Raw genomic sequence first — 24,646 nt, 5'->3', positions numbered from 1 at the left:
GCGTGCCGGGACAGCGAGTGGAAACGAGAAGGGCCCGCGCTACATGTTTTGTAGCAGCAGGCCCCTGTCTCTGGCGGAGCAGGTGTCTGTCAAGGGCCGCGCCAGTATTGGTTTTCCGGCGGGTGCTGCCCGTGTCCGCCAATGTGTCCGCCAGCGGACGATTCACTTGATGCGCTCGGGGACGCCCATCTGCTTTAGGACGTTGTTGGCGTGGTCCCGCGAATCGAGGTGGCGCGGCACGACCTGGTTGCGCGGGCCGTTCGTCCACACCTCGTGCGAGCCCTTCCCGCGCCCCGGGAGGATCCGGTAGCCGTGGTCCCTGAGAACCCTTACGACGTCGCGGTAATAGCCCTTCATTCCGGCCGGTAGACAGCATCCTCGAAGTTGAGCCGCGGGGGTTCCTGGACGCCGGCCAATTCCAGCAAGGTCTCGGCCGCCCAACGCGCTTCCTGCTCCACCTCTACGCGCGACTTGCCGCTGGCGGAAAGGCCATCGAGATCAGGACTGTCCGCCCAGAAGCTCTCCACCTCCGGGTCGAAGTAGACGTTAACCCTTACCACACGCGATTCGAGTGCCATGGGTACCTCCAGGCGCTAAGTGCTGATCCCAGCGTATCGGCCGCAGGGTTCTCATTACAGGGACATCCGACACCGGATGGGGTAGGACAGAACCCTAAGTGCCTCCGGAGCAGAAGCAGGATACGTGCCGTACTTTCTCCCCCCGCCTGATCCAACTTCTCGCCTCCGGAGCGGGGGAAAGGGCCCACTGCCGGGCACTATGCGGGGAGCGTATTGACCCAACTTGTCCGGTCGGTGACATTCTTGTAAGACCTGTCATCTGCCGGCGCCTCCTCCGAACGGGCGGCAAGGGCCTCACCCGATCGGGCGTAGTGCGTCGCCTCGCGTCGGCGTACCGTCCGACCCACACCTCGGAGGCCCTATGAAGCTGCGCCTGCCTGCCTTCCTCCTGCTCGCCGCCGGCGCCGCGGCCGCGCAGACGACGTACAACCGCATCGGCGACACCACGATCCGGTCCGATGGGACGACGTACCAGCGCATCGGGGAGACGACCATCAGCTCGGACGGGACCACGTACCAGCGCATTGGCGACACCACCGTCCGCAGCGACGGCACGACGTACAACCGCATCGGCGACAGCACCTTCGGCTCCGACGGCAGCAGCTCGAGGCGCATCGGCGACACCACGTTCATCAACACGCCCGACGGCCGCTCCAGGACGTGCACGACGATAGGCACGTCGACGATCTGCAACTAGTCAGCCAGGGGCCGCACCCACGAAAAAGCCGCCCGAAGGCGGCTTCCGCACTGGACTTGGCTCCTGTCTTCAGCCGCGGCTGTCGGGGGCTCTGATCTCCACAGCTGCGGCTGGAAAGGCCTCGCTCGCCAGCCTGTCCAGCCGGTCCTGAACGTCGTTTCCGTTCTTGTCAGACATGGTGCACCACCCCGTCAGCGTGGCGCAGGCCGGTGAGCTGCTTCTCCAGGTCGGCGACCGACGTTCCCTCGTCCTCCAGGCTCCATATGATCAGGTCCGACAATTGGTTGATGCGCAGCGCCAACGGCCGGAAGCGCAGGTCCTCGAGCGAGTCGGAGTTGTACTCCACATCGCGCAGCACCATCTCGGCGATCTGTGCGAGTTCATAGGCGCTGCGCAGGATCAGCTGCGTGCGGGGGGTGTCGGGCGGCAATGCGTCTGCCGATTGGGGGATGGGGTTCGCGGGCTCGTCCGCGAGAATGTGGTCAGCCATGGTCATTCCTCTCATTCAGGTTGGACTGTGGTCAGGCCGGCTGAGTGCTCGTAACACTCTGTCGGCCGCCTTCTTTTTGCCCCGCGAGATCCGCCGCGGGGCTTGCGGTTACTCAGGCTCCTTCGCCTGGTCAATCTTCTTCCGCAACCACGGCGCGCCGCCCAGGCGCTGCAGCTTCTCGCGCTGCTCGGGCAGCATGCGTATTGCCACGATGACAGTGGGTTCCTCGCCCAGCGGCTTGCGGCCGGAACCCGGGCGGGGTCCCCCTTTCGGGAGAGGCGGATTCATGTCGAAAATGTAATACGCAACCTATGAGCGATCAACTGCCGTCCGTCAGTGAGTTCCTCGACAAGCCCGAATTGCGCCAGCTCACCGGGCGCGCCCGGGCGAACGCGCAGACCCAATGGCTGGAGTCCAACGACGTGCCGCACCGCCGCGACGGCTCGCGCATCATCGTGTCGCGGTATCACGTGCGGCAGTGGCTCGAAGGAAAGCCGGCACCACCGTCGCCCGTTCGGGAGGTATGGAACGCGGCCTTCCACAACGAGGTGGAGAAGCGAGAAGTGAACTTTCGCGGGCATAGTCAACGAATACAGGCACTGCGCGCGATCTACGGTCCTGAGATTGCCTCGAGGACCCCGGGGAAGAATCTTGCCTGTCCCGCGTTCTACAAAATCAGCACGGAGGCCAAGGCATTCGACCATCACATCAATTGCGTGGAATGCCGTGCGCTCCTAGCCCCTTTCCTTCCAGAGATTCGGGAGCGCTACGACTACCCAGACTACGGCGTCCGCTAGCGCGTCAGCGCGTTCCGCATATCCGGCGCGCGCTCCGGCACCGGCTCGCCCGGCGCCCACCACCAGCCCTGACCGAACTGCTTCATGGAGGCCGCGCGCATGTTGGCCAGGTAGCCCGGCGACAGCTGCTCCTGCGCGTTCTGCAGCAGGATGTGATCGGTGGCCGCCTTGGTGTACCAGAGGTTCTGGAACGGCACGAAGCCCTTGCCCAGGTTCAGCAGATTCGCGGCGAGGTGCGTGTCCTTGCCTTCGCTCATCGCGTTGCCGGCGCGCACTGCGAGCGACACCGCCGTCGCGGCGCTGCCGATGGTCGGCCCGGCCAGCGCCTCCAGCGGCCCGGTGCCGTAGCGCGTGGTGCCGCTTTGCGAATAGAGGAAGTCACCGTAGATGCCCAGCGTGCCGCCCTTCAGCGCCGCGGCCGCCCAGAACTTCCAGTCGTTCATCGGCCGAGGGTCCTGGCCGGCGAGCAGCGCCTGCGTCTGCAGCATCATCGCGCCGGCCAGCGTCTGCATCAGCAGCACCGTCGTGAGCATGCCGACCTTGCCGCCCGTGGTGGGACGGGCCATCGTGAGGTCCCACATGCGCTGGAACTGCGCCACCGGAAAGGCCTTGAACTGCCAGAAGGCCAGCATCAGCTCGTCGCGAATGCGTCCGCGCTGCAGGCCGCCCACCATCGCAGCGCGCTCCGCCCAGCCCGGCTCGATGATTGCGTTGGTCGATTCGGAATGCAGTGCGCCCAGCAGCTTCACGACAGCGTCGCGGCGGATCTGCTCGCCCACGTGCGGGCCCGCGTCGGCGGGCATCAGCCCCGCGCCGATCAGCGCCTGGTCGGGGATCTTGGCGATGCCCTCGGGCGTCAGCATCGTGTCGTTGCCGTGGCCGTAGTCTTCCAGCTTCGCGAGCTTCCACAGCCCCCAGTCGTCCGCCGTGATGCCGAACGAGTGCAGCAGTCGCATGCTCTGCGCGCCCAGCTGGTCGAAGCCCTTCGAGCTCACCTCGTGGCCGATGGCGCTCATCATGGTCAGCCCGAAGGCGCCGCGGCGCCACTCGTTGATCGCCGAGAGGCCGGAGACGCGCACCACCGCATTCGCGAGCTTTCCCGTCCACGCGGACTGGCCCAGGTCCTCGCCGAAGCGGTATAGCGCGGACCGCATGTAATCGAGCATCAGGCCTTGGCGCTGCAGCTGGCGGCGCTCGCCCTCGTTCGCCGGGTTCAGCAGGCGCAGCTCATTCATCCAGCGTTGCATCGCCGGCAGGTGGTTGAGGTGCGACACGGCCTCGAGCATCACCTTGTCGCCGAAGAACGAGGCGAAGAAAGCGCTCCCCAGCTTGCCAGCGACGTTCAGGTCCCGCAGCACGCTGAAGGTGCGGGCCACCGCCTGATTCGCGACCGGCTTGGTGCGGCCGGCGGCGTAGTCGTAGAGGTTGTCCAGGCTGGCGAGCTGCTTGTCGATTCGGTTGAGGGTCTGCGGTGCGGCCAGCTTCGCCTCCTGCTCCGCCTGGTCACGCAACATGCGGAACGTGGTGTCGGGGTTCGGCCCGAAGTGCTCGATGAAGGAGATGTCGCGCGCCATGCGCTCCATGTGTCCGAGCAGGATCTCGGGAAAGGTCTTCTCGCCGTACTTCTCCCAGTAGCCCAGCACCGCGTCGGCGTTCTTGAAGTGGATCTGCCGTTCTTCGGCGTTGCGGTTTGCGCGTGCACCGGAGCCCTTGAACTTGCCCGGCTCGATCTTCGTCGCGCCGTTGCTGGCGATCGTGTTCCAGGCCGCGGACAGGAGACCCTTCACCTCGCCCTCGGTCATCAGATTGCCAGCCAGGTCGGTGTACCGGCTGCGATCGAGCGCCGGGAAGACGTCAGCCATCCACTGCTCTTTGCCGGCGGCCGCGACGCGCTCCTGCGAGTGGTGCTGCGGGAAGCCCCAATCCTCTAGGCGACCCACCTCGCCGCCCTTGTCGTTGAACCAGCGGCGCGCGTCCTCGGCAGCCTTGAGCCACGCCTGCGCGCCCTTCCTCGCCATCGGGTCGCCGCTGTCCTTGCCGCGCAGCTCGCGCACCAGCGCCGCGATCTTGTCCTTCTGCTGGATGAACCCGAGGAAGTCGTCACCCATGGCGGCCCAGGTGTCCTGGATCTTCGACTTCAGCAGGTTGGACACGCCTTGCACGCGCGCCTCGAGTGAGAACTGGTCCGCGCGGCCGTCGGCGTCATTGGCGAGCAGCCGACGCACCGCGTCGACGCGATCGATGCCGCCGCCCACCATCGCGTCGACGTTCGCCGTGCGATCGGCGACGGCAGCGATTTGCAGGTGCGCGCGCCGCTGCTGCAGGATCTTCTCGGCGACCATATCGCCGGCGGCGAGTTCCGCGGCGTGCTGCATCAGCCCCTCGGGCGTGCTCAGGTTGGCGTTGCCGCCTGCCGTGTCGATGCGGCCCGCCTGGATGTCGTTCACCAGGTCGCGGGTCTTGCGCTGGATCTTCTCGTAGACGTTCTGGATCTCGTCGTCGCGCAGCTCGCGGCCGGCGGCCTTGTTGAGGGCGGAAATGCAGCGGGTGAAGTCGGACATTACAGGGCTCCCAGCAGGCACTGCGCCGCGGTGCGGAAGATGTTCGGGATCAGGGCCTTGGCCTGCGCGGTTTCGGCGTCGGTGTGCGCGATGACGTCGGCCGCGCGCAGCGTCACCGGCGTGCCGTCCTCGGCGAAATAGCTGGTTGGGATCGGCATGTCGGGATTGCGCTCCGCGGCCAGGCGTGCGCGTGCGGAAATTGGATCCGCGTCGGGCGCCGTGTCGCGGGTCGGCTGCAGCGGTGCATCAATCGGCGGGGGCGGCGCTTCCTCGCGCGCCAGCCGCTCGATCTCAGCGCCTACCTCATCGTGGTCACGCGAGTAGACCGGGTCGTGCACGAAGGCGCCGTCTCGCACGATGCCGTGGACGCTCACCGGGTCGCCATTCAGCAACTGGTCGACGGCCTGGCGCAGCGCCTGCACATGCGCGGTCGCATCGGCGTCCGTCACGGGCCGCCCGGGCGCCGTGCTGGTCTCCATGTGGTGCGCCTGGTTCACGACCAGCAGCGCAGCCTGTGCGCGTGCATCGAGGTGTGCCAGCCCGCCGAACGCGGCACCGAGCATCGCATCGAGGGCGCGCGCCTTCACGTCCAGGGGGTCGTACTGCGCAGCCTGCTCACGGTTGCCCGAGGCGGTCAGCACGCCGCGCGTTGCTCCTGCGGTGGCCGCGCCCAAGGCGACGTTGCCGCCGGCGCCGGAGGCGATCCGAGCGGCCGCCGTCTGCCCCAGGAACGGCAGGCGCACACCTGCAGCCATGCCGATGCCGGCGATGTCACCGGCCACGTTTGCAGCGCCCGCGTCGACGCCCTGGCGCACCAGGTCTTCGGCTGTGGAGAGCTGTGCAGTCCCGACCAGCACCGCGGGGCTGATGATCGCCTGCGCGACGCCGCCGGCGAGCTGGCCAACGATCTGGCCCGCCGTGCCCACCTCGCCGGGCCGCGGCGTCCAGTGGTCGACGGCGCTGTTGAACACGTCATCGTGCTCGCGAAAGTAGCGGTCCTGCTGCTCGGTGCCACCGGTGATCTTGTCGGCGACGATCGGGAACACCGACCCTGCAAGGTCGACGGCGCGGCCCACCTCGGCGAGGCTGCGCATTGCGTAGCTGCCGGCGCCGGGCAGGAAGTTGTCGAAGGTGCCGGGGGCGGGCGAGAGCGACGGCCGCCGCGTGGCGGCCAAGAGCGTGGCGCTCTGCTCGTTGGGGACGAAGTCGAACATCGATCAGGGCCTCGGGTAGACGAATGCAGCGCCGCCCGCGTTCGTGGGTACGCCGAGCGTGCTCTGGCGCTGCCGAGGGGCGCGCGGGACCGCCTGGCTGCTCTCGCCGGTGAACGCGGGCTTGCCGCCGCTTTCGCCGGCCCTGGGGTTCACGTCCACGATCAGTGGCCGCCCGTTCTGGTCAACCACATAGCCCGCGCCGCGCCGAAACAGGTACTTGCCGTCGCCGTAGTTCTCCAGCGGCAGCCGAAGCAGATCGGGGGCGCTGGCATTCAGCGGAGGCGACGTCTGGGCGAGCTGCGTTGTGCGATCCGCCAGCGTGTTCTGGAAGGTGTCGTAGGTCATGCCATACGGCATCACGATCTTGCTGCCGTTGTGTGACTGCACGCCCCCGGTGGCGAGTTGGATCGCGGACTTCCAGCGCCTCGAATCGATGACGCCAGAGTAGTCGCCGTCCTCGGCGCTGCGAGCCGCATAGATCGCCTTGGCGCCCTGGTAGAACAGGTCTGCCGCCTGCTCGCGGCCCTTGAACGCGTCCCCGGTCACGGCATTGAAGTCGGAGAGCATCAGCTTCTCTTCGGGCATCTTCACGAGCGACCGGCCGCCCTCGTGGCCGCTGCCGTCGGTCTTTGTGTTCGGCGTCAGGATGGCCTGGCCGCGCAGCATCAGGTCCGCCACATCACGGCCGTCGGTGAGGGTGTGCTGCTGCGCCTGGTGAACGCCTGCCATTGCGATGACGGGGTTGTCGGGCGCGATCGCCTGCATCGTGCGTTTGTAGAGGTCGATGTCGCCGACGCTGGTGGAAAGCGCGCCGAGGATCTGCTTCTGCGCTTCCACCGGCGCAGCTTTCAACTGCGCCGACATGGCCTTTGCCTCGGGCACAGTCAGCAGTGACACCGGCGTGCCGTAGTCGGCCGAGATACGCGCGGCCGCCGCGGCACGCCGGGGCATCTCTGCGCTGAGTGCCTGGGGCTCCAGACTCGTGAGCGGCTTGATGTTGTACATGCCGCTGCGGAGCGCGTAATCGACGGGGTCCTTCTGCCTTGCGTCAACCACCTGTTGCGCGGCGCGCGTCAGCACCTCGTAGTTGCGCTCATGCAAGGCGAATCCGTCGCCGATCGGCGGCTTCGCCTGCTGCAGCATCTGATCGATCTGCACCGCCGGCAGGTTGCGTACTTGCTGCACCTGGCGCCCCAGGGCAGCCACGTCCTGCAGTTCGCGGTACCGCTGCGGCCCCTCGCCCTGCCCGTATGCGCGAATGAAATCCGCCTCCGCCGGCGGGTGACTCGCGGTGCCGGTGGCCAGGTATTCGGCCTGCGTGTCCTGAACGCGTCCCTTCAACTGCTCGCGCGCTTCGGCCATTGCCTGAGCGCCTTGCGTGCGCGCCATCTGGACCACCCGCTCGCGCTCCGCCGGCGGCAGCACATCGATCAACGGATGACCGGTTGGGCCCGCGTACCCACGCAATGCCGTGGGTGCAGGCAGGTTCGCCGGCGTGCCAGCCGCATTGCCCGCCGCCCCAATACCGTGGGCGATCTGCTCATCGGAGTAGGGCTGCGTGCCGTTCTCGTGCTTCACGATTGCCTGCACCAGCCCGCTCATCGTCGCCGGGTTCTTCAGATCGAGCGGCTGCGTCGGGCCGACGCCAAGTTGTCCCGCGACGGCGTTGACGTAGGCGCCGGTGTCGTTCTCGCTGGCCGGCGCCCAGCGGGCGATGATGCTCTGCACCGTGTTCAGGCCGTACTTCTCGCCGTAGGTGGTGAGCGTCTTCGCCAGGGCTCGGATGCCAGCTTCCGGCGTGTCGAAAGACGAATAGCGCGGATCGTTGCCCAGCATCTCGCCCTGCCACGGGCGGTCGGTCTTCACGATGTTGCCCGGGTTGTTGTTGCGGATGCCGCGGGGCGCCTGAGCTGCAGGCGTTCCGTCCGGTGCGGGGGGCGCGGTCGGGAGCACGCCGGCGCCGCCGGTGGCGTTCAGTTCGTCGGCCAGCACCGGCGCCGCCTGTTGGAATAGCTTGTTGCGGATGTTTTCGCGCGCAAGTGGTGTCATTCTCGCGCCGCCTGAGGTCGCGAAGTGCGTCAACGCTGCGACTGGATCTTTGCCGCCCCACGAGGTGTAGCGTTGCTCATAGGCGTAGTCGACGTATTTCTGCGTCTGCACCGCGGTGGTCTCAGGGTCCCACCCATGAATCTTGCCCTGGGCCTCGGCTTCGTGCATCGCAGTCGATAGTCCGCTGATGAACGCCTCCGGATTGCTCGGATCATTTGCGGCGGTCAGTATGCTCGTGGTGGCGCGCGACTCGCTGGTCTGCAGCTTCCACTCCCGTGTTTCGGTATCTGCGTGGCGAGACAGGGTGTGTATCGCTTCGTTCGCGCGTTGGGCAAACGACTGTTGCGCCATCTTGCGCGCCACTGGGTCGTTCACGCCATCGAGGATCTGGCGCTGCAGGGTCTGGATGCCTTCGACGGTGCCCTGGTACGCGTCGACTGCATCGCGGCCCTTGCGCACCATGTATCCGGTCTCGGGGTTGAACAGCCGATCGGTCAGGCCCTGCGCGAACCGGATGTCGGCATCCTTCGCCGCGGTTACGGCTAGCTCTTGGTTTATTTTGACGCCCAGGTTCAGCGCTGCATCGCCGAATGCGCCCATCTGCCGCGCCGAAGCGCCAAGCAGGTCGCCGGAGGCGACGCTGCTCTCGCGGACCGCGGGTAGTGGCTGCTCGGCGACGCTCGGGCCGTCGACGGTGGGGACACGCATTGCCATCAGTAGCTCGATCCCATGGTGGTACCCATGCCCGCGTACCAGCTGGGCGCGACCCGGGTGGCCGACCCGAGAAAGGAAGTGCCGGCGGCCAGCCAGGGGTTTTCAGCATTCGCTCGGTTTCGCAAGATGCTCGCGTTGGCGTCGAAGTTCGCCCCTTGCGCGCGATAGCTCCAGGCCTCGCGCGCAGCGTTGTCGAGGATGGTGGTCTTGTCCACCTGGCCGAAGTAGTCGGTGTCGCTCAGGATCTGCACGGCCGAACCTTGGCCCAGATCCACGCCGTTGGACGCCAGCGCCGCGCGCTGCGTGCCCTTCAGCCGATCTGTCCGCATGCCTTGGGCTTGCGCAGCCTGATCGCCACGTGCCGTCGCGTCCTCGGTTTGGTATTCGGCCATCTTCGCGTTGTTTGCAGCGACTTGGGCCTGAATGTTGGCGGCGCTCTTGTTGGCTTGGCTGCCCGAATAGGCGCTGTAAGCGGCTAGCGCCATGCCGATGTAGGGGAGCGCTGGGGCAATGAACGCCATGTGATGCTTTCCTATTGAATCGTCGTGCCCGGTGGCACGCCTTTTAGAGCTGGAAGCCGTGCGCGACGACGGCGGCGTTCGTGTTGCCGGCGCCGAATGACGGCACGTTGACGACGACCGAAGTGTTCACTGCGCTCGCGGGCACCGGCACTGCGAATTGCACGCTCAAGGGAGTGGCGCCGACCGCGGCCCCCGCTGGGATGGCCATGATGTAGGTCTCGGTGCCACCCAGCAAGCCGGTGACGGTGATCGCGATCACGGACGCCGCGGTGGCGCCGGCACCTGTGACTTCGAATCCGGTGATGTACGTGGTTTTGCCGGCGGCACCGGGCAGCGTCGCCGTCGTAGCGCTCGCGGCGACGCTGCCCGAAGCGGCGTGCACAGGCGTCGACTGCGAAGGGTAGCCGTTGCCGCCGAGCGCAATTACGGCCGCCCAGGTGCTGTCGCCCATATCCTTGAAGCGCTGGACGATGCTCTGATCCGACCGATGGCGGGCGGTGATGTCGGTCATGGTGTGGGGCTCCGTTTCTTGCCGCCCTGCGCGGAAGTGCGTTCCTCGATCTTTTCCCACCAGGGCCCCGGCGCGGCCCCATCGAAGCGTTCTTGCGCCGTGGGTTCGGTGCGGCCATCCCACGGTGGGGTCGAATCGGGAAGCTCGAAGATGTCACCCGGCTCTCGCAGGGCCAGCCCGTCGAAGCCTTTGCGCAGGCATCGGACTTTCATACTTTGACCTCTCTCACAGTCCCGCCCGGATTCATCTGGCGCAGCTGGTCGAGGGTCAGCGCCGGCGGTGGCGGCGGCTTCGTGAGCTCCGCACCCTCGGCCAGCTCCATCCACGAGCCGATCTCGTGCTCGTCAATGACCTCGAAGTCGAAAATTTCCCCGACCGTGCGGATGTGAAGGCCATCCCAGCCTTCCTTTGTGGCCCGCACGCGCAGCGTCTGCGGCGGGTGCGCCTCGCTGGGGCCGAACGCGCTATGCATCCAACGGGCGGAAAGCTGCTGGATGCGATTCGCCGCGCACTCGAACGCGCCTTCAATGGACTCTGCGTGCACCGCCCCGCTCAGGTTGCCAAAAAGCAGGTCAGCCCGGATACCAGTGGTGCCGATGCCGTGGTGCAGGAGCATGTGCACCAGCGCATTCGCCGCCGCACCTTCGATCTCGTTGCCGAGGTGCGCAACTGCGTCTCCATGGCGATGGCCTTCATTTGGAACGCCGATGTGGGCCAGTCGCGCCACCTCGACTCCGTCGCGACGGATCTGCGCGTTGAGGGAATGGATTTCCTCGAGCGCGGCGCCGAGGGCCCTCAATGCCTTGTCCGCGGCCTCGCCGAGCTTCACCCGACGCTGTGCGTTCGCGCGCAGCCGATCGGCCTTCGTGACGGTGTCGTCGCGGAATTGCTCGCGGCGCGAGCGTGCGAGGTCTTCTGCGGCGTGGGCCGCGGCATCGTCGCGTCGTTCGACCAGGCCGACCAGCTGCTGCTGCAGCGACCCAGCCTGCGCACGGTTCAACATCATTTCCGTCGCGGGCGCCGTATCGCCGGTCTGGTCCAGCAGCGCCGGATCGTCGGCGAGCTGATCGAGCAGCTGGTTGTGGCGATCGTCCAAGCCTTTCAGCTGGCTCTGGGTCCGGCCGATCAGAAGGTCAAAGATTTCCTGTTTCGTCGCCATGGGCGGCCTCTTCGGTTTGCGATGCGCAATGGTCTCGCCGCGCATCCACGCCGTGAAGCTCTAGGAACCCAAAAGGAACTTGGGCGCGCTGGCGCGCGCTGCGTACTGAAGGCGTTGCGGCGTGCCGACCACTCGCATCGAACGGAGCGCTGAAGCCAGTTCAGGGCAGCGCGCCACGTCTTCGGCCCAGGCCGCCGCCGTGTGGCAGACCGCCCGGCGCACGACACGGCCCGGGTTCGCAGCGCCAGGTGCAGCTAGCGCGCTGCATGGAGGGCTCTCGCCGGTCAGTACGCCGTGCGCCGCTCGCAGGCCTATCGTGGGGTTGTGCAGCCGCTGCTCGCGGCCCTCGTGGCCCACCCACCACCAGTCGGGCGTGAGGTCCGGTCGGAAGACGATCGGCCGACTGCTGGCCGCGCGCGCTAGCTCGAACGTCTGGGGCAACAGCTCCAAGATCTCAGCGCGCTGATCGGCGGGCAACTGCGGCACGCCCGCCACAGCACCCAGCACGCGATAGATGCGGCTCAAGGTGCTGAAGGCGTCGTGGCTCGCGCGCATTTAGGCGCTCGGTTTCGCCACCAGCGGGGACTGGCTGGCGGACGGACAACCGCTGGACGTAAAAAACTGCGTGCAGGCTAGCGGCTTGGCGGAGGCCCTGTCCTTCGAACCCACCGCCTCACGCGCGCACACGCGGGCGATGCCGCCGGATTGGAGGGTCCTCTCGCGTGCGCGCGTACGCGCGGGCGATGCCGGGCAATTGGAAAACTGAGCGCGCATACGTAGGGCCGTCGTCAGGCGCTGGGGCTCAGCAGCCCTCGGGCGTGCGAAGCAGTTGAAGGGCCCGGCCGGCGGTAGCTCTCGCCTGTCAGGGGGACCACCTTTGCACCGTGTCGCAACCGGTCGTAGGCCCGATCACCGAGCACGTCTTTCAGCTGGTGGGGCTGCAGGTTGCTCGTGAGCAATGTGGGATGGCCCTTCGCATACCGAAGATCGATCACTTCGAACAGCTGCAGCACCTCCGCCGGCGAACCCCAGCTGGTGCCGACGTCATCGAGCACCAGCACTTCCACCTCCGCGAATTCAGCCAGTACGTCAGCCTCTCTTTCCCTCGCGCCCCGCCCCCAGGTATCGCGCAGACGGCCGATAAGCCGCTTCGGCGTGATCAGCCTAGCGGTCACCCCATCCTCGAGGTGCAGCGCCGTGACGAGCGCGCTGGCGAGGCGAGTTTTTCCTGTGCCGGGCGGCCCCAGGAACCAGAGCGAGCTGTAATCGCCGGCTTTCATCGACGTCCACCATGTGGCGATGAACTCCTCGCAGGCCCCGACAGCCACTTGTTGCTCGGTCGTCGTCGCGTCGAAATCCCGGAAGGACTTGTGCAAGAAATTCTGCGGCACGCCGCTTGCCGAGATGTACTCGGCTTTCCATGCGCGTTCGGCTTCTTCTAGCTCGCGCCGCTGCCGTTTGCGTTTTTCTTCCGCTGCGCGGATTCGCGCTGCTTCGATTTGCTCCGGCGTCGGCGCGGGAGGTGGAGGGGGTGCTGGGTGGAGACGCTCGTACTCCAGTGCGATGAGTTCGAATTCGTCCATCACAGCTCCGTCCACGCGTTCTTCCCCGGGCGGGGCCCGCCCCCGGCGTCAGCCGGGGGGCGGAAGCCCCCGCCCCTTGCGTTCAATGGGGGCTCCCTTCGGGATCCCTTGGGTTTGGGGTCCATCCGTGTGCCGGGTGCCGGTCCATCCGTGTGCCGGGTGCCGGTCCACCAATGTGCCGGGTGGGGGTCCATGGATGTACCGGGTTCACGCATGTACCCGGTACATAGACGTTCCGGGTTGAAGGCGAAGGCGTTGGTGCAGCCGGTCCCGCGCCCACCGCTTGACGATCGCACCTTGACCAGCAGCTGCTTTTCCTCCAGCTCGCTGATCAAGCGCTTTACGTGTGTGCGGGACATGCTGCAACGCTTGGCGAGCGTGGTGAAGCTGGGCCACATCTCGCCGGTGTCAGGGTTAGCGGTGTCCGCCAGGCACAGGGCAACCAGCTTCAGCGCTGCAGGCTGGATGTCCGCGTCCCAAACCGCTTTCATCGCTTCGAGGCTCATGATCGAGCCCCGCGCTGGTCGGTCTTGCGCGTCAGGTGTTCATCGGCCACAATGGCTTCTCCGTTGGTTCGCGTCGACGGGATGTCATACGAAAAGGCCCGGCTTGTCCCCGGGCTTTTTCCTTTTCAGAGCAGGTCTTCGACATTGCTGCGCGCCTCGCAATTGGCGCCAGCGAAGGTCGCCTCCGGCAGCGATTCGACGTAGCGCTCGATCTGGGCGATTCGCCACATCGAGCGTGCTCCGCGCGTTCCGCGCACGGGCCGCGGAAACGCGGGATCACTACGCATGCGCGCGTAGATGGTCTGCCGCGACTTGATGCCGAGCATTTCCATAAGGGAGCGCATGGACATCATCAGTGGCTTGCTGGGGATCATGGGTTTGGTTCCTTCTTCAGCGATCTCTGGCGAGTCTCGGGGCCGTTTCGCGTTTCGCGTGCACGGCTTTGGACCCGCTTTGGACCCGCTTTGGACAAGGTAAGGCGCACGTTCGCGGGTCGCGTGCACGGGCTCGTCAACCCGCTGGCCAGTCGGCGAATATCCTCTTCAGGCGGGCATCGATCGTGTGCTGCAGCGCCGCCATGCGCGCCTCGGATTCGTTCAGTTCCGGATTGCCGCCGGCGCTACGAATCAACTGGAAGATCCGGACCATATTGCGCAGCGCGATCGGCCGGGAGCAGAACTCCCCGAGGGTGATGAGGGCGACGGCCTTGCGCACGGTCTCGGCGTGCCAGAAGCGCCCACCCTCCACCGTGTGGTAGTCGTAAAGGGGGAAGTCCAACTCGAGCAGCAGGTCGGCCAGCGGGTGGCCCAGGACCGGCACGACACGCTCCTCCATCGCCGCCAGCGAAAAGTCGGAGACGAGATACTTGCTCACGTCGCACCGTCTTTTATGCGGTCGATGCGGGCGCGCGCCAGCTCCGCGGGCTCGGTGCGTTCGGTCTGGCGGGGCATGCGGGCCACCGCCGCTTCCAGCTCGGTGCGCGACCAGCGCAGGAGCCGCGGGCCGAGGGCTACCGGTCGCGGCATCCACGGCTCGCTCTGCAGCTCGTGAAACTTGCGCTTGCTGACGTGAAAGGCGGCGGCGCTTTGTTCGTCGGTGAGGAGGATAGGGGTGTCGGTGTTCACTGGTTTGGACGCTGAAGGTCCACCAGCTAGCCCCCACCGAATGGGGCTGCGCAACCGCTTTAACCGACAGGCGTGGGCGGCAGGTGTTGCGCCTCACAGCTCCCGTCGAGCGCCCGGGATATGGATCCGGGGGTCCGTTTAACGTGCAGTTGCCCGTTAGCTGCGTTGACTATACCGAAGGGTCACGCCGCCCGCAACGGCACCACGTTGCTGCGCGGGTTGGCAAGGTACTGTGCCCAGGCTTCCATGAGGGCGCGACGCTCCTCGGTGAACTGCGCGCGGTTGTAGGCTGCCTTCACGCGGTCGGCTTCCTTGTGCGCGAGGCACGCCTCGATGACGTCGGGGCGCGCGGCCGCAGTCTCGTTTGCCCAGGTGCTGAACGTGGCGCGGCACAAGCCGTGCACCGTTGTCGCGTCGCGCACGCCCAAGCGGTCAAGGGTGGCCAGCAGCGCCATGTTCGACATCGCCTTCCCGGGCTTCACGAACGAGGGGAATAGCAGCGCCTGGTGCAGACCGATCTGGCCGGCCACGAGCTCGCGGGCGCGCTGGGACAAGTGCACTAGGTGGTCCTCGCCGGCCTTCATGCGCGCTGCGGGAATGACCCAGGTTCCCTCCTGCAGATCGAACTCCGACCAAGCGGCGCCCAGCACCTCACCTGTGCGCGCTGCGCAGAGCAGTGCAAATTCCAGGGCTCGGGCACTGATCCCCTCGGCGGCGCGCAGCCGGGCCATGAAGGCGGGCGCCTCGCGGTAGTCCAGCGCCTTGAACTTGCCGGCGCGCGTGGCGGGCAGCGTCTCGCGCATCTTGCGCCGGACCGCCGCCGCAGGGTTGGTGGTGCAGTGCTTGTGAAAAACGGCATCTTCGAACACGGCATCCAAGCGCTGGCGGATGCGGCGCAACGTCTCGGGCACGCGTCCATCCTTCACCTCGATGGACCGCACGCCCGCCAGCGCGGCCAGCAGCTCAGGGGCCTCCATCTGCGCGATCGGCTTGTGCCAGATCTCGGCCGACAAGTGGTTCTCCAGGGACGCGATCCACTGCGCAGCGTGCTTCGTGCTCAGCCGGGGCTCGATGACGCGCTCGTGGTAGTCGCGGGCGGCGCGCGCTAGCGTGAGCTGCTCGCGCTTCTTTTGCACCTTGGTGGCCGCCTCCGCCTGCTTGGCGGCTTCGCGCCGGCCCTCACGCGCGTCGATCGGGTCTACCCCCGCCTGCAGCTGGGCGCGCGCCTTGGCGGCCGCGTCCCGGGCCGCCGTGAGGCTCTCGCCGGTGTCCTTGGAGTTGCCACGGCGCGCAGTGCCCAGGCCCATCTCGCGCCGGCGGCCGGACGGCGCCGTGAACCTGAGCACCCAGGAGCAGGAGGCGCCGCGCACACGCAGCATCAGGCCGCCGCCGTCGCTCTGGTCGCCCTCACCTGCGGTTTGCACCTCACGGACGGTGAGCAGTTTCTCGGCCATGGCATCTCCCCTCGCAGTTCTGTCCGCCAGCCTGTCCGCCAAAAATTGGCGACTGCATGGCGCACGTTGCCGTGCGTTCAGTGCACGTTAGCGAGTGTGGGGGAGGGAGAAAACGTCGTCAAATCAATGACTTAGGACTTTTCCCGCTGCACGCTAACGGCACCTTGGTGCACGTTAGCGGGGGATTGTCCTGGCGGAGCAGGTGGGATTCGAACCCACGGTACGGCATAACCGTACACCGGATTTCGAGTCCGGCGCATTCGACCACTCTGCCACCGCTCCTGAATTCGGTTCGCGTGGTGCGAAGGCGGCAATTCTAGCGCACTCCGGCGGCACGCCGCCGGAGAGGCCACTACATCCGCGGTTCGCCGCGCTCGTTGACGATGATCGTGTTGCCGGCCGGCGGTGCGCTCATCTGAACGGTATGACGCACCCCGCGGAAGTCGTACGAAACGTCGTAGTAGGCCGGCGTGCCTTGCACGGTCTGGCAACGCTGGACGTCCTGGCTCGCATAGGCAGGACCCGAGTTGCCCGCGAGGTTGTTGCCGGTCACTGCACCCGCAACCGCACCAACCCCCGTCGCCACATCCCTGCCGCGACCGTTGCCGACCTGGTGCCCGAGGATGCCGCCGATCAGTGCGCCGGCCACTGCACCGCCGACGTTGGCATTCGAATTGGCAACGGGAACGTTCTGGCGCTCCACCCAGCAGCGCTGGTTCGCCGCGCCCATGATCGCCCGCACGTCGCGGATCGGAACCTCCCGCGTGCGCTCGCTGGCGCGGCGGCGGTAGGCGTAGTCGTCGCCCGCCGAAGCCTGCGGCTCCAGGTCATAGCGGCGGCCCTCCTGGGCGGGACGGATCGACGCGATGTTCCACTGCAAGCCGGTGCTTCGCAGGTCGGGGTAGTTGCCCCGGCGCAGCACGGCGCACTGGCCCTCGAAGCGCGGCCGCTCGCACACTTCCCAGCGTCCGTGCTCCACCACGGCAGAGGCCGCGGTGTCGCCGAGTGCGCGCCGTTCGACATTGCGCATTTCGCCGTTGATGGCGACCGAGCGCCCGTGGAAGCCCTCGCGCTCATAGATGACGATCTGGGCCATCGCCTGCGAGGCGAGGACCATTGCGGAAGCAGCGAACGCCGCCTTCAAGATCAGCTTTGCCATGTGTGGCTCCTTGTCATTCAGCAGTGGGGTCGAGAACCCCAGAGCTGCATGGTGGCCAGAAGTTCGGCGCGCACGTGTAGGCGGCCTCCGCTGAGCCGCGTCGGCCAACGGCAGCGTTGCCGGCTTCGCGTCGCCTCGTCAGGCGACGAGCCGTTCGAGGCCGCGGAGGTAGGGGCGCAGCGCCTGCGGGACCTCCACGCTGCCGTCCGCCTGCTGATAATTCTCGAGCACCGCCACCAGCGTGCGCCCCACCGCCAGGCCCGAACCGTTCAAGGTGTGCACGACCTCGTTCTTGCCTTGCGCGTTCTTGAAGCGCGCCTGCAGCCGGCGCGCCTGGAAGGCCTCGCAATTGGAGACCGAGCTGATCTCGCGATAGGTGTCTTGCGCCGGCAGCCAGACTTCCAGGTCATAGGTCTTGGCGGCGGTGAAGCCCATGTCGCCCGAGCACAGCAGCATCACGCGGTAGGGCAGCCCGAGCTTTTGCAGGATGGCCTCGGCGTGGCCGGTCATTTGCTCCAGCGCTTCGTAGCTCTTCTCGGGATGCACCACCTGCACCATCTCGACCTTGTCGAATTGATGCTGGCGGATCATGCCGCGGGTGTCGCGGCCGGCGCTGCCCGCTTCCGAGCGGAAGCACGGTGTGTGGGCCGTCATCTTCAGCGGCAGTTGCGCCTCGGCGATCACCTCGTCGCGCACGAAGTTGGTCAGCGTCACTTCGCTGGTGGGAATGAGGTAGAGCGACTGCTGGTCGTCGGCGCCCAGGCCTTCCTGCCCGCCCTTGCTGACCGCGAACAGGTCGGCCTCGAACTTGGGCAGCTGGCCGGTGCCGCGCAGCGTCGCCTCGTTGACGATGTAGGGCGTGTAGCACTCGGTGTAGCCGTGCTCCTGCGTCTGCACGTCGAGCATGAATTGCGCAAGTGCACGATGCAGGCGCGCGATCTGGCCCTTCATCACCGTGAAGCGGGCACCACTCAACTTGACGCCGGTCCCGAAGTCCAGGCCCAGCGGCTCGCCGAGATCGACGTGGTCCTTCACCGCGAAGTCGAATTGGCGCGGCGTGCCCCACTTGCGCACTTCCACGTTGCCGCTCTCGTCGCTGCCCACGGGCACGCTCTCGTGCGGCAGGTTGGGCATGGCCAGCAGCAGCGCCTGCATCTCGGGCTGGATCTGCTCCAGCCGCGCGGCCGATTGTTCGAGCTCGGTCTTGGCCTGCGCCACTTCGGCCATCACGGCGTCGGTCGATTCGCCCTTGGACTTGAGCTGGCCGATCTGCTTGGACAGCTGGTTGCGCCTGGCCTGCAGTTCTTCGGTGCGCGTCTGGATCGTCTTGCGCTCGGCCTCCAGCCGCTGGAACGCTGCGACGTCGAGGTACGGCTGCGGATTTTTGCGCGCCTGCAGGCGGGCGACGACCGAGTTCAGGTCTTTGCGAAGGAGGTTGACGTCGAGCATCGCAGCATTTTATTCGGCCGCTTGCATGGTGAGCTGCGCGCCGCGTCGGCTACGCGAGCGTCGCCGGATCCAGGTTCGCCCCGCACAGCACCAGCGCGACGATCTCGTCGCCCTTGGGCACATAGGCGCCCCTTTGCAGCGCGGCCAGGCCCAGCGCGGCGGCCGGTTCGACGGCCAGCTTGAACTCGCGCCAGAGCGTGAGTTGCGCGGCGCGGATGGCGGGATCGGACAAGAGCAGCGCGTCGCGCACATGCCGCTGCGCAACGTCCCAGGCGATCGCGCCTACACGCCGCGCGCCCAGCGAATCGGCGGCGATGCCGCTGACGGTCACATCGACGGGCTGCCCCAGCTCGCGGGCCCGGTGCAGCGTGGGCGCAAGTTCCGGCTCCAGCGCGATCACGGCGCTGCGATCTTCGAACCAGGCCGCGATACCGGCGACCAGCCCCCCACCGCCGACGCTGACCAGCACGCTGTCCGGCGGCTCGCCGCCCTGCGCCTCGATCTCCATCGCGATGGTGCCGGCCCCGGCCACCACCTCGGCCTGGTCGTAGGCGTGCGTGAGCAAGGCGCCGGTCTGTTGCTGGCGGGCCAGGCAGGCCTCCAGCGCCTCGGCATACACCGCGCCGGTGACCACCACCTGCGCGCCCAGTTCCCGCAGCTTCTCCTGCTTGGCGGAACTGCTGACGGTGGGAACGAACACTTCGCACGGCGCGCCCAATGCGCGGGCCGCGGCAGCGGTTGCAATGCCGGCATTGCCGCCGGATGCCACGATCACGCCGCTGGCAGGAATGGGGTTGGACAGCAGGCGGTTGTACATGCCGCGCGCCTTGAAGCTGCCGGCAACCTGCAGGTGCTCCAGCTTCAGCCAGACCTCGGCGCAGGAGATGCCCAGCGCCGCGCCGGGGAGTTTCCACAGGGGCGTCGTGCGGATGAAGCCGCGCGCATCGCTGGCGAAGCGGTCGGCGGCGGCCTGGATGTCTTCGCGCTGCAGGGCGGTCAAAGCTTCAGCCCCTTGGGCAACGGGAACTTCACGCTTTCCACGATGCCGTCCATCCTGCGCACCGCCACCGCGCCGAGGGCCTTGATGCGGGCGATGACGTCTTGCACCAGCACCTCGGGGGCGGAGGCGCCGGCGGTGAGGCCGACGCGCGATTTGCCTTCGAGCCATTCCGGCTGCAGTTCGCTCGGGCTGTCCACCATGTAGCTGGGCACGCCGAGCTTGCGCGAGAGTTCGGCCAGCCGGTTGCTGTTGGAGCTGGTGGGGCTGCCGACGACGATCACCACGTCGACTTCGCGCGCGAGCATCTTCACCGCGTCCTGCCGGTTCTGCGTGGCATAGCAGATGTCCTGCTGCTTCGGCTGGCGCACGGCGGGAAAGCGCTGCTTCACGGCCGTCATGATCTCCGCCGCATCGTCGACCGAGAGGGTCGTCTGCGTCACCACCGCGAGCCGCTGCGTCTGCCCGGGCTGCACCTGCGCGACGTCGGCCACTGCCTCCACGAGGTGGATGCCGTGATCGAGCTGGCCCATGGTGCCTTCCACCTCGGGGTGGCCCTTGTGGCCGATCATGATGAACTCGTAGCCTTCCCGGGCGAGCTTGGCCACCTCGATGTGCACCTTGGTCACCAGGGGGCAGGTGGCATCGAAGATCTGGAAGCCGCGCTGCTGCGCCTCCTGCTGCACCGCCTTGCTCACGCCATGGGCCGAGAAGACCAGCGTCGCCCCGGGCGGCACCTCCGCCAGGTCCTCGATGAAGATCGCGCCCTTGGACTTCAGGTCGTTCACCACGAAGGTGTTGTGCACGATCTCGTGGCGCACGTAGATGGGCGCGCCGAACTTCTCCAGCGCGCGCTCCACGATGTCGATGGCGCGGTCGACGCCGGCGCAGAAGCCGCGCGGCTCGGCCAGCAGGATCTCGTCGGGTCCGTGGGCCATCACAGCACTCCGATCACTTGGACTTCGAAGGTCACGGGCTGGCCCGCCAGGGGATGGTTGAAGTCGAACAGCACCGCATCGGGCTGGCCGTCGCCGTCGTCGTCGGCCGCCAGCTGGCGCACCGCGCCCGCGTATTCGCCCAGGCCGTCCGGCGTGGGGAACTTGACGACCTCGCCCGGCGCATAGGTCTGGTGCGGGTCCCCCATCTGGACGAGGAGCTTGCGCGCCACCCACTGCAGCATGTCCGGGTTGCGCTCGCCGAAGGCCTCGCCCGCGGGGATGTCGAACTGCGTGCGGGCACCCTCTTCCAGCCCCAGCAGGCGCTCCTCCACGGCGGGCGAAAGCTCGCCGTTGCCCAGGGTCAGGGTCGAGGGTTTGCCCTCGAAGGTGTTGATGATGTCCCCGCCCGGTCCCGCAAGGCGGTAATGCAGCGTGAGGAAGGAGCCGGGTTGGACCCGGGGGACGGTGGCGGCCATGGAACTCTCGATAAACTGCCCACATTCTAGAAGTCGGGGGCCAAGGGCATGGGGATGGCTTTGAAAGACCTGCCGGCCGATGTCCGGCCGCGCGAAAAGCTGCTGGCGCGCGGCCCCGCCGCCTTGAGCGATACCGAACTGCTGGCCCTGCTGCTGCGCACCGGCACGCCAGGCCGCGGCGTCTTCCAGATGGCCGAGGAAGTGCTGCAGCGCTTCAGCGGCATCGCCGGCCTGCTGCATGCCAGCGGGGAGGAACTGCGCACCGTCCATGGCCTGGGCGGGACGGCCAAGCGCTCGGAGTTGCTGGCGGTGCTGGAGCTCGCCCGGCGCGCGCTGGCCGAACAACTGAAGCAGCGCGAGGTCTTCGGCTCACCGGAAGCCGTGAAGAATTTCCTGCAATTGCACCTGGGCCGCCGGCCGCACGAAGTGTTTGCCGGCCTGTTCCTCGATGCCCAGAACCGTTTGATCGCCATGGAAGAACTCTTCCGCGGCACGCTGACTCAGACCAGCGTGTACCCGCGCGAAGTCGTCCTGAAAGCCCTGCACCACCACGCCGCCGCCGTGGTGCTGGCCCACAACCATCCCAGCGGCACGGTGCAGCCTTCGCGCGCCGACGAGGCGCTCACGCAGACGCTCAAGGCGGCCTTGGCACTGGTCGACGTGCGCGTGCTCGATCACGTGATCGTCGCGCCGGGCCAGGCCCTGTCGATGGCCGAGAAAGGACTGCTGTGAAAGCGAAGTCGCTGCAGGACTTGGCGGGCATTCGCGACCAGATCGCCGAGCGCGAGCGGGTCGCGCGCGAACAGGCCGCCAAGCGCGCCGAGTCGCAGCGTCGCAGCGACGCCGAGCGCAACCTGTTCCAGCGCGCGGCCGGCAAGGTGGAGCGCTTGCCGCACCATGGCCGCGTGCATCACCCGCCGGAGCCGGTGGCGCCGATCCCGGCGCAGCGCCAGCTCGATGACCAGCGGGTGCTGCAGGAATCGATCAGCGATGAATTCGATGCCTCCACGCTGCTGGAGACCGATGACGCGCTGAGCTTCCGCCGCCCGGGCGTGGGCATCGACGTCGCGCGCAAGCTGCGTCGCGGCTTCTGGAGCATCCAGTCGGAGATCGACCTGCACGGCCTGCGCCGCGACGACGCCCGCGAGGCACTCGCGACCTTCCTGCGCGAAGCCGTGCGCCACGGCCTGCGCTGCGTGCGCGTGGTGCACGGCAAGGGGCTGGGTTCACCGGGCAAGACGCCGGTGCTCAAAGGCAAGGTGCACAGCTGGCTGGTGCAAAAGAGCGAGGTGCTGGCGTTCGTGCAGGCGCGCGGGGATGAGGGGGGCGCGGGGGCGGTGGTGGTGTTGCTGGTGCCGACCTGAAAGCGCTGCCGGCCGCCCTTCGTAGGCTGGGCTGCCGCAGGCACCCCAGCAAACCGCCCCGAATCGCTGGGGTGGCTCCGCCAGCCCAGCCTACGGAACCCATGTAGGCTGGGCTGCCGCAGGCACTCCGCCATTGGGGCGCCCACGAACACCGGCGCGGCGCGCAGCCGATTTCAGGTCTTGAGGTTCAACAAGCGCGCCGCATTCAAGCCCAGGATCGCATCGCGATCCGCCGGCGACAAGCTCGGCGTGTTCATGATCACGTCCACGGGATGCTCTTCCCACGGAATCGGATGGTCGGTGCCGATCATCACCTGGCCGATGCCCGCTTCGGCGACGAGGTGGCGCAGCGCCTCGGGCGTGAACACCAGCGAGTCGACGTAGATCTGCCGCAGGTATTCCGAGGGCTTCTTGCGCAGCACGACCTCGGGGTTGCAGTTGCTCGGCGAGACGAAGCAGCCGCGGTCCGAGCGCGGCGCATACGAGCCGAAATAGCCGCCGCCGTGCGCGGCCAGGACCTTCAGGTCCGGGTACTTGTCCAGCGTGCCGTCGAAGATCAGGCGCTGCAGCGCGATGGTCGTGTCCAGCGGATTGCCGATCACGTTGGAGAGCCAGCCGTTCTTGCCGAAGCGCGGTGCCAGCTGCGGCGTGCTCTGCGGATGGATGAAGATCGGAACGCCAAGCTCCTCCGCCTTCGCCCAGACCGGATTGAACCTGGGATCGGAGAAGTCGGTGCCGTTGAAGCTGCCGCCGATGGCCGCGCCCTTCAGGCCCTGCTTGCGCACCGCATCATCGAGCTGCTGCACCGCGATCTGCGGATCCTGCAGGGCCAGCGAAGCGAAGGCCGCGAAGTGGTCGGGGTGCGTGGCCGAGAGCTGCGCCAGCTTGTCGTTGTGGATCTTGCAGATGGCGCGCGCCGTGTCCACGTCCTTGCGGTACCAGAAGGGATTGATGCTCAGCACCTGCAGGTCGATGCCCTGCGCCTGCATCGCGCGCAGGCGGTCTTCCACCACGATGAAGTGCTCGGGGATGCCCTTCACCGGCGGCAGCACCGCCTTGGCATCGGGCCCCATCAGGTCGATTGCGTCCTGGAAGAAGCAGTGCGCGTGCACGTCGATGGTCTTCACGCGCCGGCGGCCGCGGACCACGGCGGGCGCACCGGGCGCCTGCGCGCGCGCGGCCTTGGCGTGCATCAGGCCGCAGCCGCAGAACATCAGGCCCGCCAGCGCGCTGCCGCTGCCGGCAAGGAAGGAACGGCGATTCGTCATGGTCTTGTCTCCTGTCGCTGTGTTGTTGGGGAAATCAGAGCCGGGCGATGAATGCCAGCCAGGCATCGCAGAAGGCCTGCGGCACTTCGACGGCGGCCTGGTGCGCCGCGGGCAGCGTCACCAGCTGCGCACCCGCGATCGCATCGGCGATCTGCTTGCCGGCTGCGGGCGGCGTGGCCTGGTCTTCGGAGCCGACGATCACCAGCGTGGGCACGCGGATCGCGGCGAGCTGGTGGAGTTGCGCCATGTTGCGGATGGCGCTGGCGCAGCCGGCGAAGCCCTCGACGCTGGTGCCGCGCACGATGGCGCGGATGCGCTCGACCTCCTGCGGCTGCTGCTGCAGGAAGCCCGGCGTGAACCACCGTTGCACCGTGGGTTCCACCAGCGCTTCGATGCCGTCGCTGCGCGCGACTTCGATGCGCTGCTCCCAGGCGGCGGGCGCGCCCTGCTGCGCGGCGTTGTTGGCCAGCGTGAGCGACAGCAGGCGCTTGCCGTGGCGGATGCCGACCTGCTGGCCGATCATGCCGCCCATGGAGGTGCCGGCCAGGTGCACCTGGTCGAGGCCGAGCGCATCGAGCAGCGGCGGCACGTCGTCGGCCAGTTGCTCCAGCGAATACGGCGCCGGCGGCGCGCTGCTGCCGCCATGCCCGCGCACGTCGTAGCGCACGATACGAAAGCGCTCCTTCAAGCGCTCGGCGACGCCGTCCCACGCGCGATGGTCGGCCAGCACGCCATGAATCAGCAGCAGCGCGGGCGCGCGTTGCGGTCCTTCGACCTGGCAGGCGACATCCTGGGTGCCGACGCGGATCGTGGGCAGTCCTTCGACTTTCATGCGGACTCCTTTGCAATCGCCGCATTCACGCGCGGTATCACCTGTTCGGCCATCAGCTGCATGGAGCGCTTGCCCAGCGCCGGATCGACCCAGTCGTGGCAGGCATAGAGCAGCGTGCCGAAGTCGCCGATCTGGTCGCGAAAGTGCAGGATCTGCTGCACCACGCTGTCCACGGTGCCCGCGATCACCAGCTTGTTGGTCACGT

28 protein-coding genes, 1 tRNA gene and 1 pseudogene are annotated in these 24,646 nt (G+C 67.4%); 4 read left to right on the top strand and 26 right to left on the bottom strand.

What is annotated here, in order from left to right:
• Positions 1-162: 162 nt before the first annotated feature.
• Both JWP60_RS21675 and JWP60_RS21670 read right to left on the bottom strand, forming a co-directional pair.
• Positions 163-357 carry a type II toxin-antitoxin system HicA family toxin gene (locus tag JWP60_RS21675; protein WP_299795925.1) on the bottom strand — a complete coding sequence of 65 codons (195 nt, stop codon included), beginning with the start codon at positions 355-357 and terminating at the stop codon, positions 163-165.
• The gene (locus JWP60_RS21670; RefSeq protein ID WP_299795922.1) at positions 354-578 is read right to left on the bottom strand and encodes a hypothetical protein; all 225 of its coding nucleotides are present in this window, start codon (positions 576-578) and stop codon (positions 354-356) included. Before JWP60_RS21670 ends, JWP60_RS21675 begins: the two co-directional genes overlap by 4 nt.
• A gap of 361 nt (positions 579-939) precedes the next feature.
• Between JWP60_RS21670 and JWP60_RS21665 the strand changes: the two genes are divergently transcribed.
• Positions 940-1,275 (top strand): hypothetical protein, encoded by a 336-nt coding sequence (locus JWP60_RS21665; protein ID WP_299795919.1) that lies wholly within the window; start codon positions 940-942, stop codon positions 1,273-1,275.
• 169 nt (positions 1,276-1,444) lie between these two features.
• Here the strand turns inward: JWP60_RS21665 and JWP60_RS21660 are convergent, their stop codons facing one another.
• Together JWP60_RS21660 and JWP60_RS21655 are read right to left on the bottom strand one after the other, a co-directional pair.
• Positions 1,445-1,765, bottom strand: a complete 321-nt coding sequence (locus tag JWP60_RS21660; RefSeq protein WP_299795916.1) for a hypothetical protein — start codon at positions 1,763-1,765, stop codon at positions 1,445-1,447.
• A 108-nt stretch (positions 1,766-1,873) separates the two neighbouring features.
• On the bottom strand, positions 1,874-2,053 hold the full coding sequence (locus JWP60_RS21655) for a hypothetical protein (protein ID WP_299795914.1): 180 nt from the start codon (positions 2,051-2,053) through the stop codon (positions 1,874-1,876).
• A 23-nt stretch (positions 2,054-2,076) separates the two neighbouring features.
• Between JWP60_RS21655 and JWP60_RS21650 the strand changes: the two genes are divergently transcribed.
• Positions 2,077-2,562 (top strand): DUF4224 domain-containing protein, encoded by a 486-nt coding sequence (locus JWP60_RS21650; RefSeq protein ID WP_299795911.1) that lies wholly within the window; start codon positions 2,077-2,079, stop codon positions 2,560-2,562.
• Here the strand turns inward: JWP60_RS21650 and JWP60_RS21645 are convergent.
• The 19 genes from JWP60_RS21645 to JWP60_RS21560 form a co-directional block, all read right to left on the bottom strand.
• Positions 2,559-5,123 (bottom strand): hypothetical protein, encoded by a 2,565-nt coding sequence (locus tag JWP60_RS21645; RefSeq protein WP_299795908.1) that lies wholly within the window; start codon positions 5,121-5,123, stop codon positions 2,559-2,561. The genes JWP60_RS21650 and JWP60_RS21645 overlap by 4 nt on opposite strands.
• Complete coding sequence (locus JWP60_RS21640) at positions 5,123-6,337, bottom strand: hypothetical protein (protein ID WP_299795904.1); 1,215 nt, start codon at positions 6,335-6,337, stop codon at positions 5,123-5,125. The genes JWP60_RS21645 and JWP60_RS21640 overlap by 1 nt, the downstream gene beginning before the upstream one ends.
• A gap of 3 nt (positions 6,338-6,340) precedes the next feature.
• Positions 6,341-9,094 carry a hypothetical protein gene (locus JWP60_RS21635; RefSeq protein ID WP_299795901.1) on the bottom strand — a complete coding sequence of 918 codons (2,754 nt, stop codon included), beginning with the start codon at positions 9,092-9,094 and terminating at the stop codon, positions 6,341-6,343.
• Positions 9,095-9,099: 5 nt separating this feature from the next.
• On the bottom strand, positions 9,100-9,621 hold the full coding sequence (locus JWP60_RS21630) for a hypothetical protein (RefSeq protein ID WP_299795898.1): 522 nt from the start codon (positions 9,619-9,621) through the stop codon (positions 9,100-9,102).
• Positions 9,622-9,664: 43 nt separating this feature from the next.
• Positions 9,665-10,132, bottom strand: coding sequence for a hypothetical protein (locus tag JWP60_RS21625; RefSeq protein WP_299795895.1), 468 nt, complete (start codon positions 10,130-10,132; stop codon positions 9,665-9,667).
• Between the two features lie 208 nt (positions 10,133-10,340).
• On the bottom strand, positions 10,341-11,291 hold the full coding sequence (locus JWP60_RS21620) for a hypothetical protein (RefSeq protein ID WP_299795892.1): 951 nt from the start codon (positions 11,289-11,291) through the stop codon (positions 10,341-10,343).
• Between the two features lie 60 nt (positions 11,292-11,351).
• Positions 11,352-11,846, bottom strand: coding sequence for a hypothetical protein (locus JWP60_RS21615; RefSeq protein ID WP_299795890.1), 495 nt, complete (start codon positions 11,844-11,846; stop codon positions 11,352-11,354).
• Positions 11,847-12,079: 233 nt separating this feature from the next.
• Complete coding sequence (locus JWP60_RS21610; RefSeq protein ID WP_299795887.1) at positions 12,080-12,874, bottom strand: ATP-binding protein; 795 nt, start codon at positions 12,872-12,874, stop codon at positions 12,080-12,082.
• A complete protein-coding gene (locus JWP60_RS26805) occupies positions 12,874-13,365 on the bottom strand; it encodes a helix-turn-helix domain-containing protein (protein WP_363320946.1) in 492 nt (163 codons plus the stop codon). Before JWP60_RS26805 ends, JWP60_RS21610 begins: the two co-directional genes overlap by 1 nt.
• A gap of 140 nt (positions 13,366-13,505) precedes the next feature.
• Positions 13,506-13,754, bottom strand: a complete 249-nt coding sequence (locus tag JWP60_RS21605; RefSeq protein ID WP_299795884.1) for a hypothetical protein — start codon at positions 13,752-13,754, stop codon at positions 13,506-13,508.
• A 136-nt stretch (positions 13,755-13,890) separates the two neighbouring features.
• The gene (locus tag JWP60_RS21600) at positions 13,891-14,253 is read right to left on the bottom strand and encodes a hypothetical protein (protein ID WP_299795881.1); all 363 of its coding nucleotides are present in this window, start codon (positions 14,251-14,253) and stop codon (positions 13,891-13,893) included.
• Positions 14,250-14,504 (bottom strand): hypothetical protein, encoded by a 255-nt coding sequence (locus JWP60_RS21595; protein ID WP_299795878.1) that lies wholly within the window; start codon positions 14,502-14,504, stop codon positions 14,250-14,252. The genes JWP60_RS21600 and JWP60_RS21595 overlap by 4 nt, the downstream gene beginning before the upstream one ends.
• Before the next feature lie 182 nt (positions 14,505-14,686).
• On the bottom strand, positions 14,687-15,958 hold the full coding sequence (locus JWP60_RS21590; RefSeq protein ID WP_299795876.1) for a site-specific integrase: 1,272 nt from the start codon (positions 15,956-15,958) through the stop codon (positions 14,687-14,689).
• Positions 15,959-16,149: 191 nt separating this feature from the next.
• Positions 16,150-16,240: transfer RNA gene (locus JWP60_RS21585), tRNA-Ser, on the bottom strand.
• Between the two features lie 70 nt (positions 16,241-16,310).
• Positions 16,311-17,117 (bottom strand): beta/gamma crystallin-related protein, encoded by an 807-nt coding sequence (locus JWP60_RS21580; protein ID WP_299795873.1) that lies wholly within the window; start codon positions 17,115-17,117, stop codon positions 16,311-16,313.
• A 138-nt stretch (positions 17,118-17,255) separates the two neighbouring features.
• Positions 17,256-18,566, bottom strand: coding sequence for a serine--tRNA ligase (gene serS / locus JWP60_RS21575; protein WP_299795870.1), 1,311 nt, complete (start codon positions 18,564-18,566; stop codon positions 17,256-17,258).
• 49 nt (positions 18,567-18,615) lie between these two features.
• A complete protein-coding gene (locus JWP60_RS21570; RefSeq protein WP_299795967.1) occupies positions 18,616-19,557 on the bottom strand; it encodes a threonine/serine dehydratase in 942 nt (313 codons plus the stop codon).
• Between the two features lie 5 nt (positions 19,558-19,562).
• The gene (ispH, locus tag JWP60_RS21565) at positions 19,563-20,501 is read right to left on the bottom strand and encodes a 4-hydroxy-3-methylbut-2-enyl diphosphate reductase (RefSeq protein WP_299795867.1); all 939 of its coding nucleotides are present in this window, start codon (positions 20,499-20,501) and stop codon (positions 19,563-19,565) included.
• The gene (locus tag JWP60_RS21560; protein ID WP_299795865.1) at positions 20,501-20,977 is read right to left on the bottom strand and encodes an FKBP-type peptidyl-prolyl cis-trans isomerase; all 477 of its coding nucleotides are present in this window, start codon (positions 20,975-20,977) and stop codon (positions 20,501-20,503) included. The genes ispH and JWP60_RS21560 overlap by 1 nt, the downstream gene beginning before the upstream one ends.
• A gap of 54 nt (positions 20,978-21,031) precedes the next feature.
• On the opposite strand from JWP60_RS21560, the gene radC reads away from it, so the two are divergent.
• Both radC and JWP60_RS21550 read left to right on the top strand, forming a co-directional pair.
• On the top strand, positions 21,032-21,709 hold the full coding sequence (radC, locus tag JWP60_RS21555; RefSeq protein ID WP_299795863.1) for a DNA repair protein RadC: 678 nt from the start codon (positions 21,032-21,034) through the stop codon (positions 21,707-21,709).
• Complete coding sequence (locus tag JWP60_RS21550) at positions 21,706-22,341, top strand: Smr/MutS family protein (protein ID WP_299795860.1); 636 nt, start codon at positions 21,706-21,708, stop codon at positions 22,339-22,341. The genes radC and JWP60_RS21550 overlap by 4 nt, the downstream gene beginning before the upstream one ends.
• A gap of 173 nt (positions 22,342-22,514) precedes the next feature.
• Here the strand turns inward: JWP60_RS21550 and JWP60_RS21545 are convergent, their stop codons facing one another.
• From JWP60_RS21545 to JWP60_RS21535, 3 genes and pseudogenes are all read right to left on the bottom strand, one after another.
• The gene (locus JWP60_RS21545; RefSeq protein WP_299795858.1) at positions 22,515-23,609 is read right to left on the bottom strand and encodes an amidohydrolase family protein; all 1,095 of its coding nucleotides are present in this window, start codon (positions 23,607-23,609) and stop codon (positions 22,515-22,517) included.
• 34 nt (positions 23,610-23,643) lie between these two features.
• The gene (locus tag JWP60_RS21540) at positions 23,644-24,441 is read right to left on the bottom strand and encodes an alpha/beta fold hydrolase (protein WP_299795855.1); all 798 of its coding nucleotides are present in this window, start codon (positions 24,439-24,441) and stop codon (positions 23,644-23,646) included.
• A pseudogene (locus JWP60_RS21535) lies at positions 24,438-24,646 on the bottom strand (hypothetical protein); the annotation flags it as partial. The pseudogene JWP60_RS21535 and the gene JWP60_RS21540, both read right to left, overlap by 4 nt.

Origin of the sequence: Ramlibacter sp. (assembly GCF_028291745.1) — a bacterium.
GTDB lineage: Bacteria > Pseudomonadota > Gammaproteobacteria > Burkholderiales > Burkholderiaceae_C > Ramlibacter.
Note: the sequence above shows the minus strand (reverse complement) of the source record. Positions and strands in the feature narration are given on the sequence as shown.

Excerpts from the sequence above, each read along its gene's own strand:
- JWP60_RS21675 (WP_299795925.1), bottom strand. The coding sequence starts at position 357 with ATGAAGGGCTATTACCGCGACGTCGTAAGGGTTCTCAGGGACCACGGC.
- JWP60_RS21670 (WP_299795922.1), bottom strand. The coding sequence starts at position 578 with ATGGCACTCGAATCGCGTGTGGTAAGGGTTAACGTCTACTTCGACCCG.
- JWP60_RS21665 (WP_299795919.1), top strand. The coding sequence starts at position 940 with ATGAAGCTGCGCCTGCCTGCCTTCCTCCTGCTCGCCGCCGGCGCCGCG.
- JWP60_RS21660 (WP_299795916.1), bottom strand. The coding sequence starts at position 1,765 with ATGGCTGACCACATTCTCGCGGACGAGCCCGCGAACCCCATCCCCCAA.
- JWP60_RS21655 (WP_299795914.1), bottom strand. The coding sequence starts at position 2,053 with ATGAATCCGCCTCTCCCGAAAGGGGGACCCCGCCCGGGTTCCGGCCGC.
- JWP60_RS21650 (WP_299795911.1), top strand. The coding sequence starts at position 2,077 with ATGAGCGATCAACTGCCGTCCGTCAGTGAGTTCCTCGACAAGCCCGAA.
- JWP60_RS21645 (WP_299795908.1), bottom strand. The coding sequence starts at position 5,123 with ATGTCCGACTTCACCCGCTGCATTTCCGCCCTCAACAAGGCCGCCGGC.
- JWP60_RS21640 (WP_299795904.1), bottom strand. The coding sequence starts at position 6,337 with ATGTTCGACTTCGTCCCCAACGAGCAGAGCGCCACGCTCTTGGCCGCC.
- JWP60_RS21635 (WP_299795901.1), bottom strand. The coding sequence starts at position 9,094 with ATGCGTGTCCCCACCGTCGACGGCCCGAGCGTCGCCGAGCAGCCACTA.
- JWP60_RS21630 (WP_299795898.1), bottom strand. The coding sequence starts at position 9,621 with ATGGCGTTCATTGCCCCAGCGCTCCCCTACATCGGCATGGCGCTAGCC.
- JWP60_RS21625 (WP_299795895.1), bottom strand. The coding sequence starts at position 10,132 with ATGACCGACATCACCGCCCGCCATCGGTCGGATCAGAGCATCGTCCAG.
- JWP60_RS21620 (WP_299795892.1), bottom strand. The coding sequence starts at position 11,291 with ATGGCGACGAAACAGGAAATCTTTGACCTTCTGATCGGCCGGACCCAG.
- JWP60_RS21615 (WP_299795890.1), bottom strand. The coding sequence starts at position 11,846 with ATGCGCGCGAGCCACGACGCCTTCAGCACCTTGAGCCGCATCTATCGC.
- JWP60_RS21610 (WP_299795887.1), bottom strand. The coding sequence starts at position 12,874 with ATGGACGAATTCGAACTCATCGCACTGGAGTACGAGCGTCTCCACCCA.
- JWP60_RS26805 (WP_363320946.1), bottom strand. The coding sequence starts at position 13,365 with ATGAAAGCGGTTTGGGACGCGGACATCCAGCCTGCAGCGCTGAAGCTG.
- JWP60_RS21605 (WP_299795884.1), bottom strand. The coding sequence starts at position 13,754 with ATGATCCCCAGCAAGCCACTGATGATGTCCATGCGCTCCCTTATGGAA.
- JWP60_RS21590 (WP_299795876.1), bottom strand. The coding sequence starts at position 15,958 with ATGGCCGAGAAACTGCTCACCGTCCGTGAGGTGCAAACCGCAGGTGAG.
- JWP60_RS21580 (WP_299795873.1), bottom strand. The coding sequence starts at position 17,117 with ATGGCAAAGCTGATCTTGAAGGCGGCGTTCGCTGCTTCCGCAATGGTC.
- serS (WP_299795870.1), bottom strand. The coding sequence starts at position 18,566 with ATGCTCGACGTCAACCTCCTTCGCAAAGACCTGAACTCGGTCGTCGCC.
- ispH (WP_299795867.1), bottom strand. The coding sequence starts at position 20,501 with ATGGCCCACGGACCCGACGAGATCCTGCTGGCCGAGCCGCGCGGCTTC.
- JWP60_RS21560 (WP_299795865.1), bottom strand. The coding sequence starts at position 20,977 with ATGGCCGCCACCGTCCCCCGGGTCCAACCCGGCTCCTTCCTCACGCTG.
- radC (WP_299795863.1), top strand. The coding sequence starts at position 21,032 with ATGGCTTTGAAAGACCTGCCGGCCGATGTCCGGCCGCGCGAAAAGCTG.
- JWP60_RS21545 (WP_299795858.1), bottom strand. The coding sequence starts at position 23,609 with ATGACGAATCGCCGTTCCTTCCTTGCCGGCAGCGGCAGCGCGCTGGCG.
- JWP60_RS21540 (WP_299795855.1), bottom strand. The coding sequence starts at position 24,441 with ATGAAAGTCGAAGGACTGCCCACGATCCGCGTCGGCACCCAGGATGTC.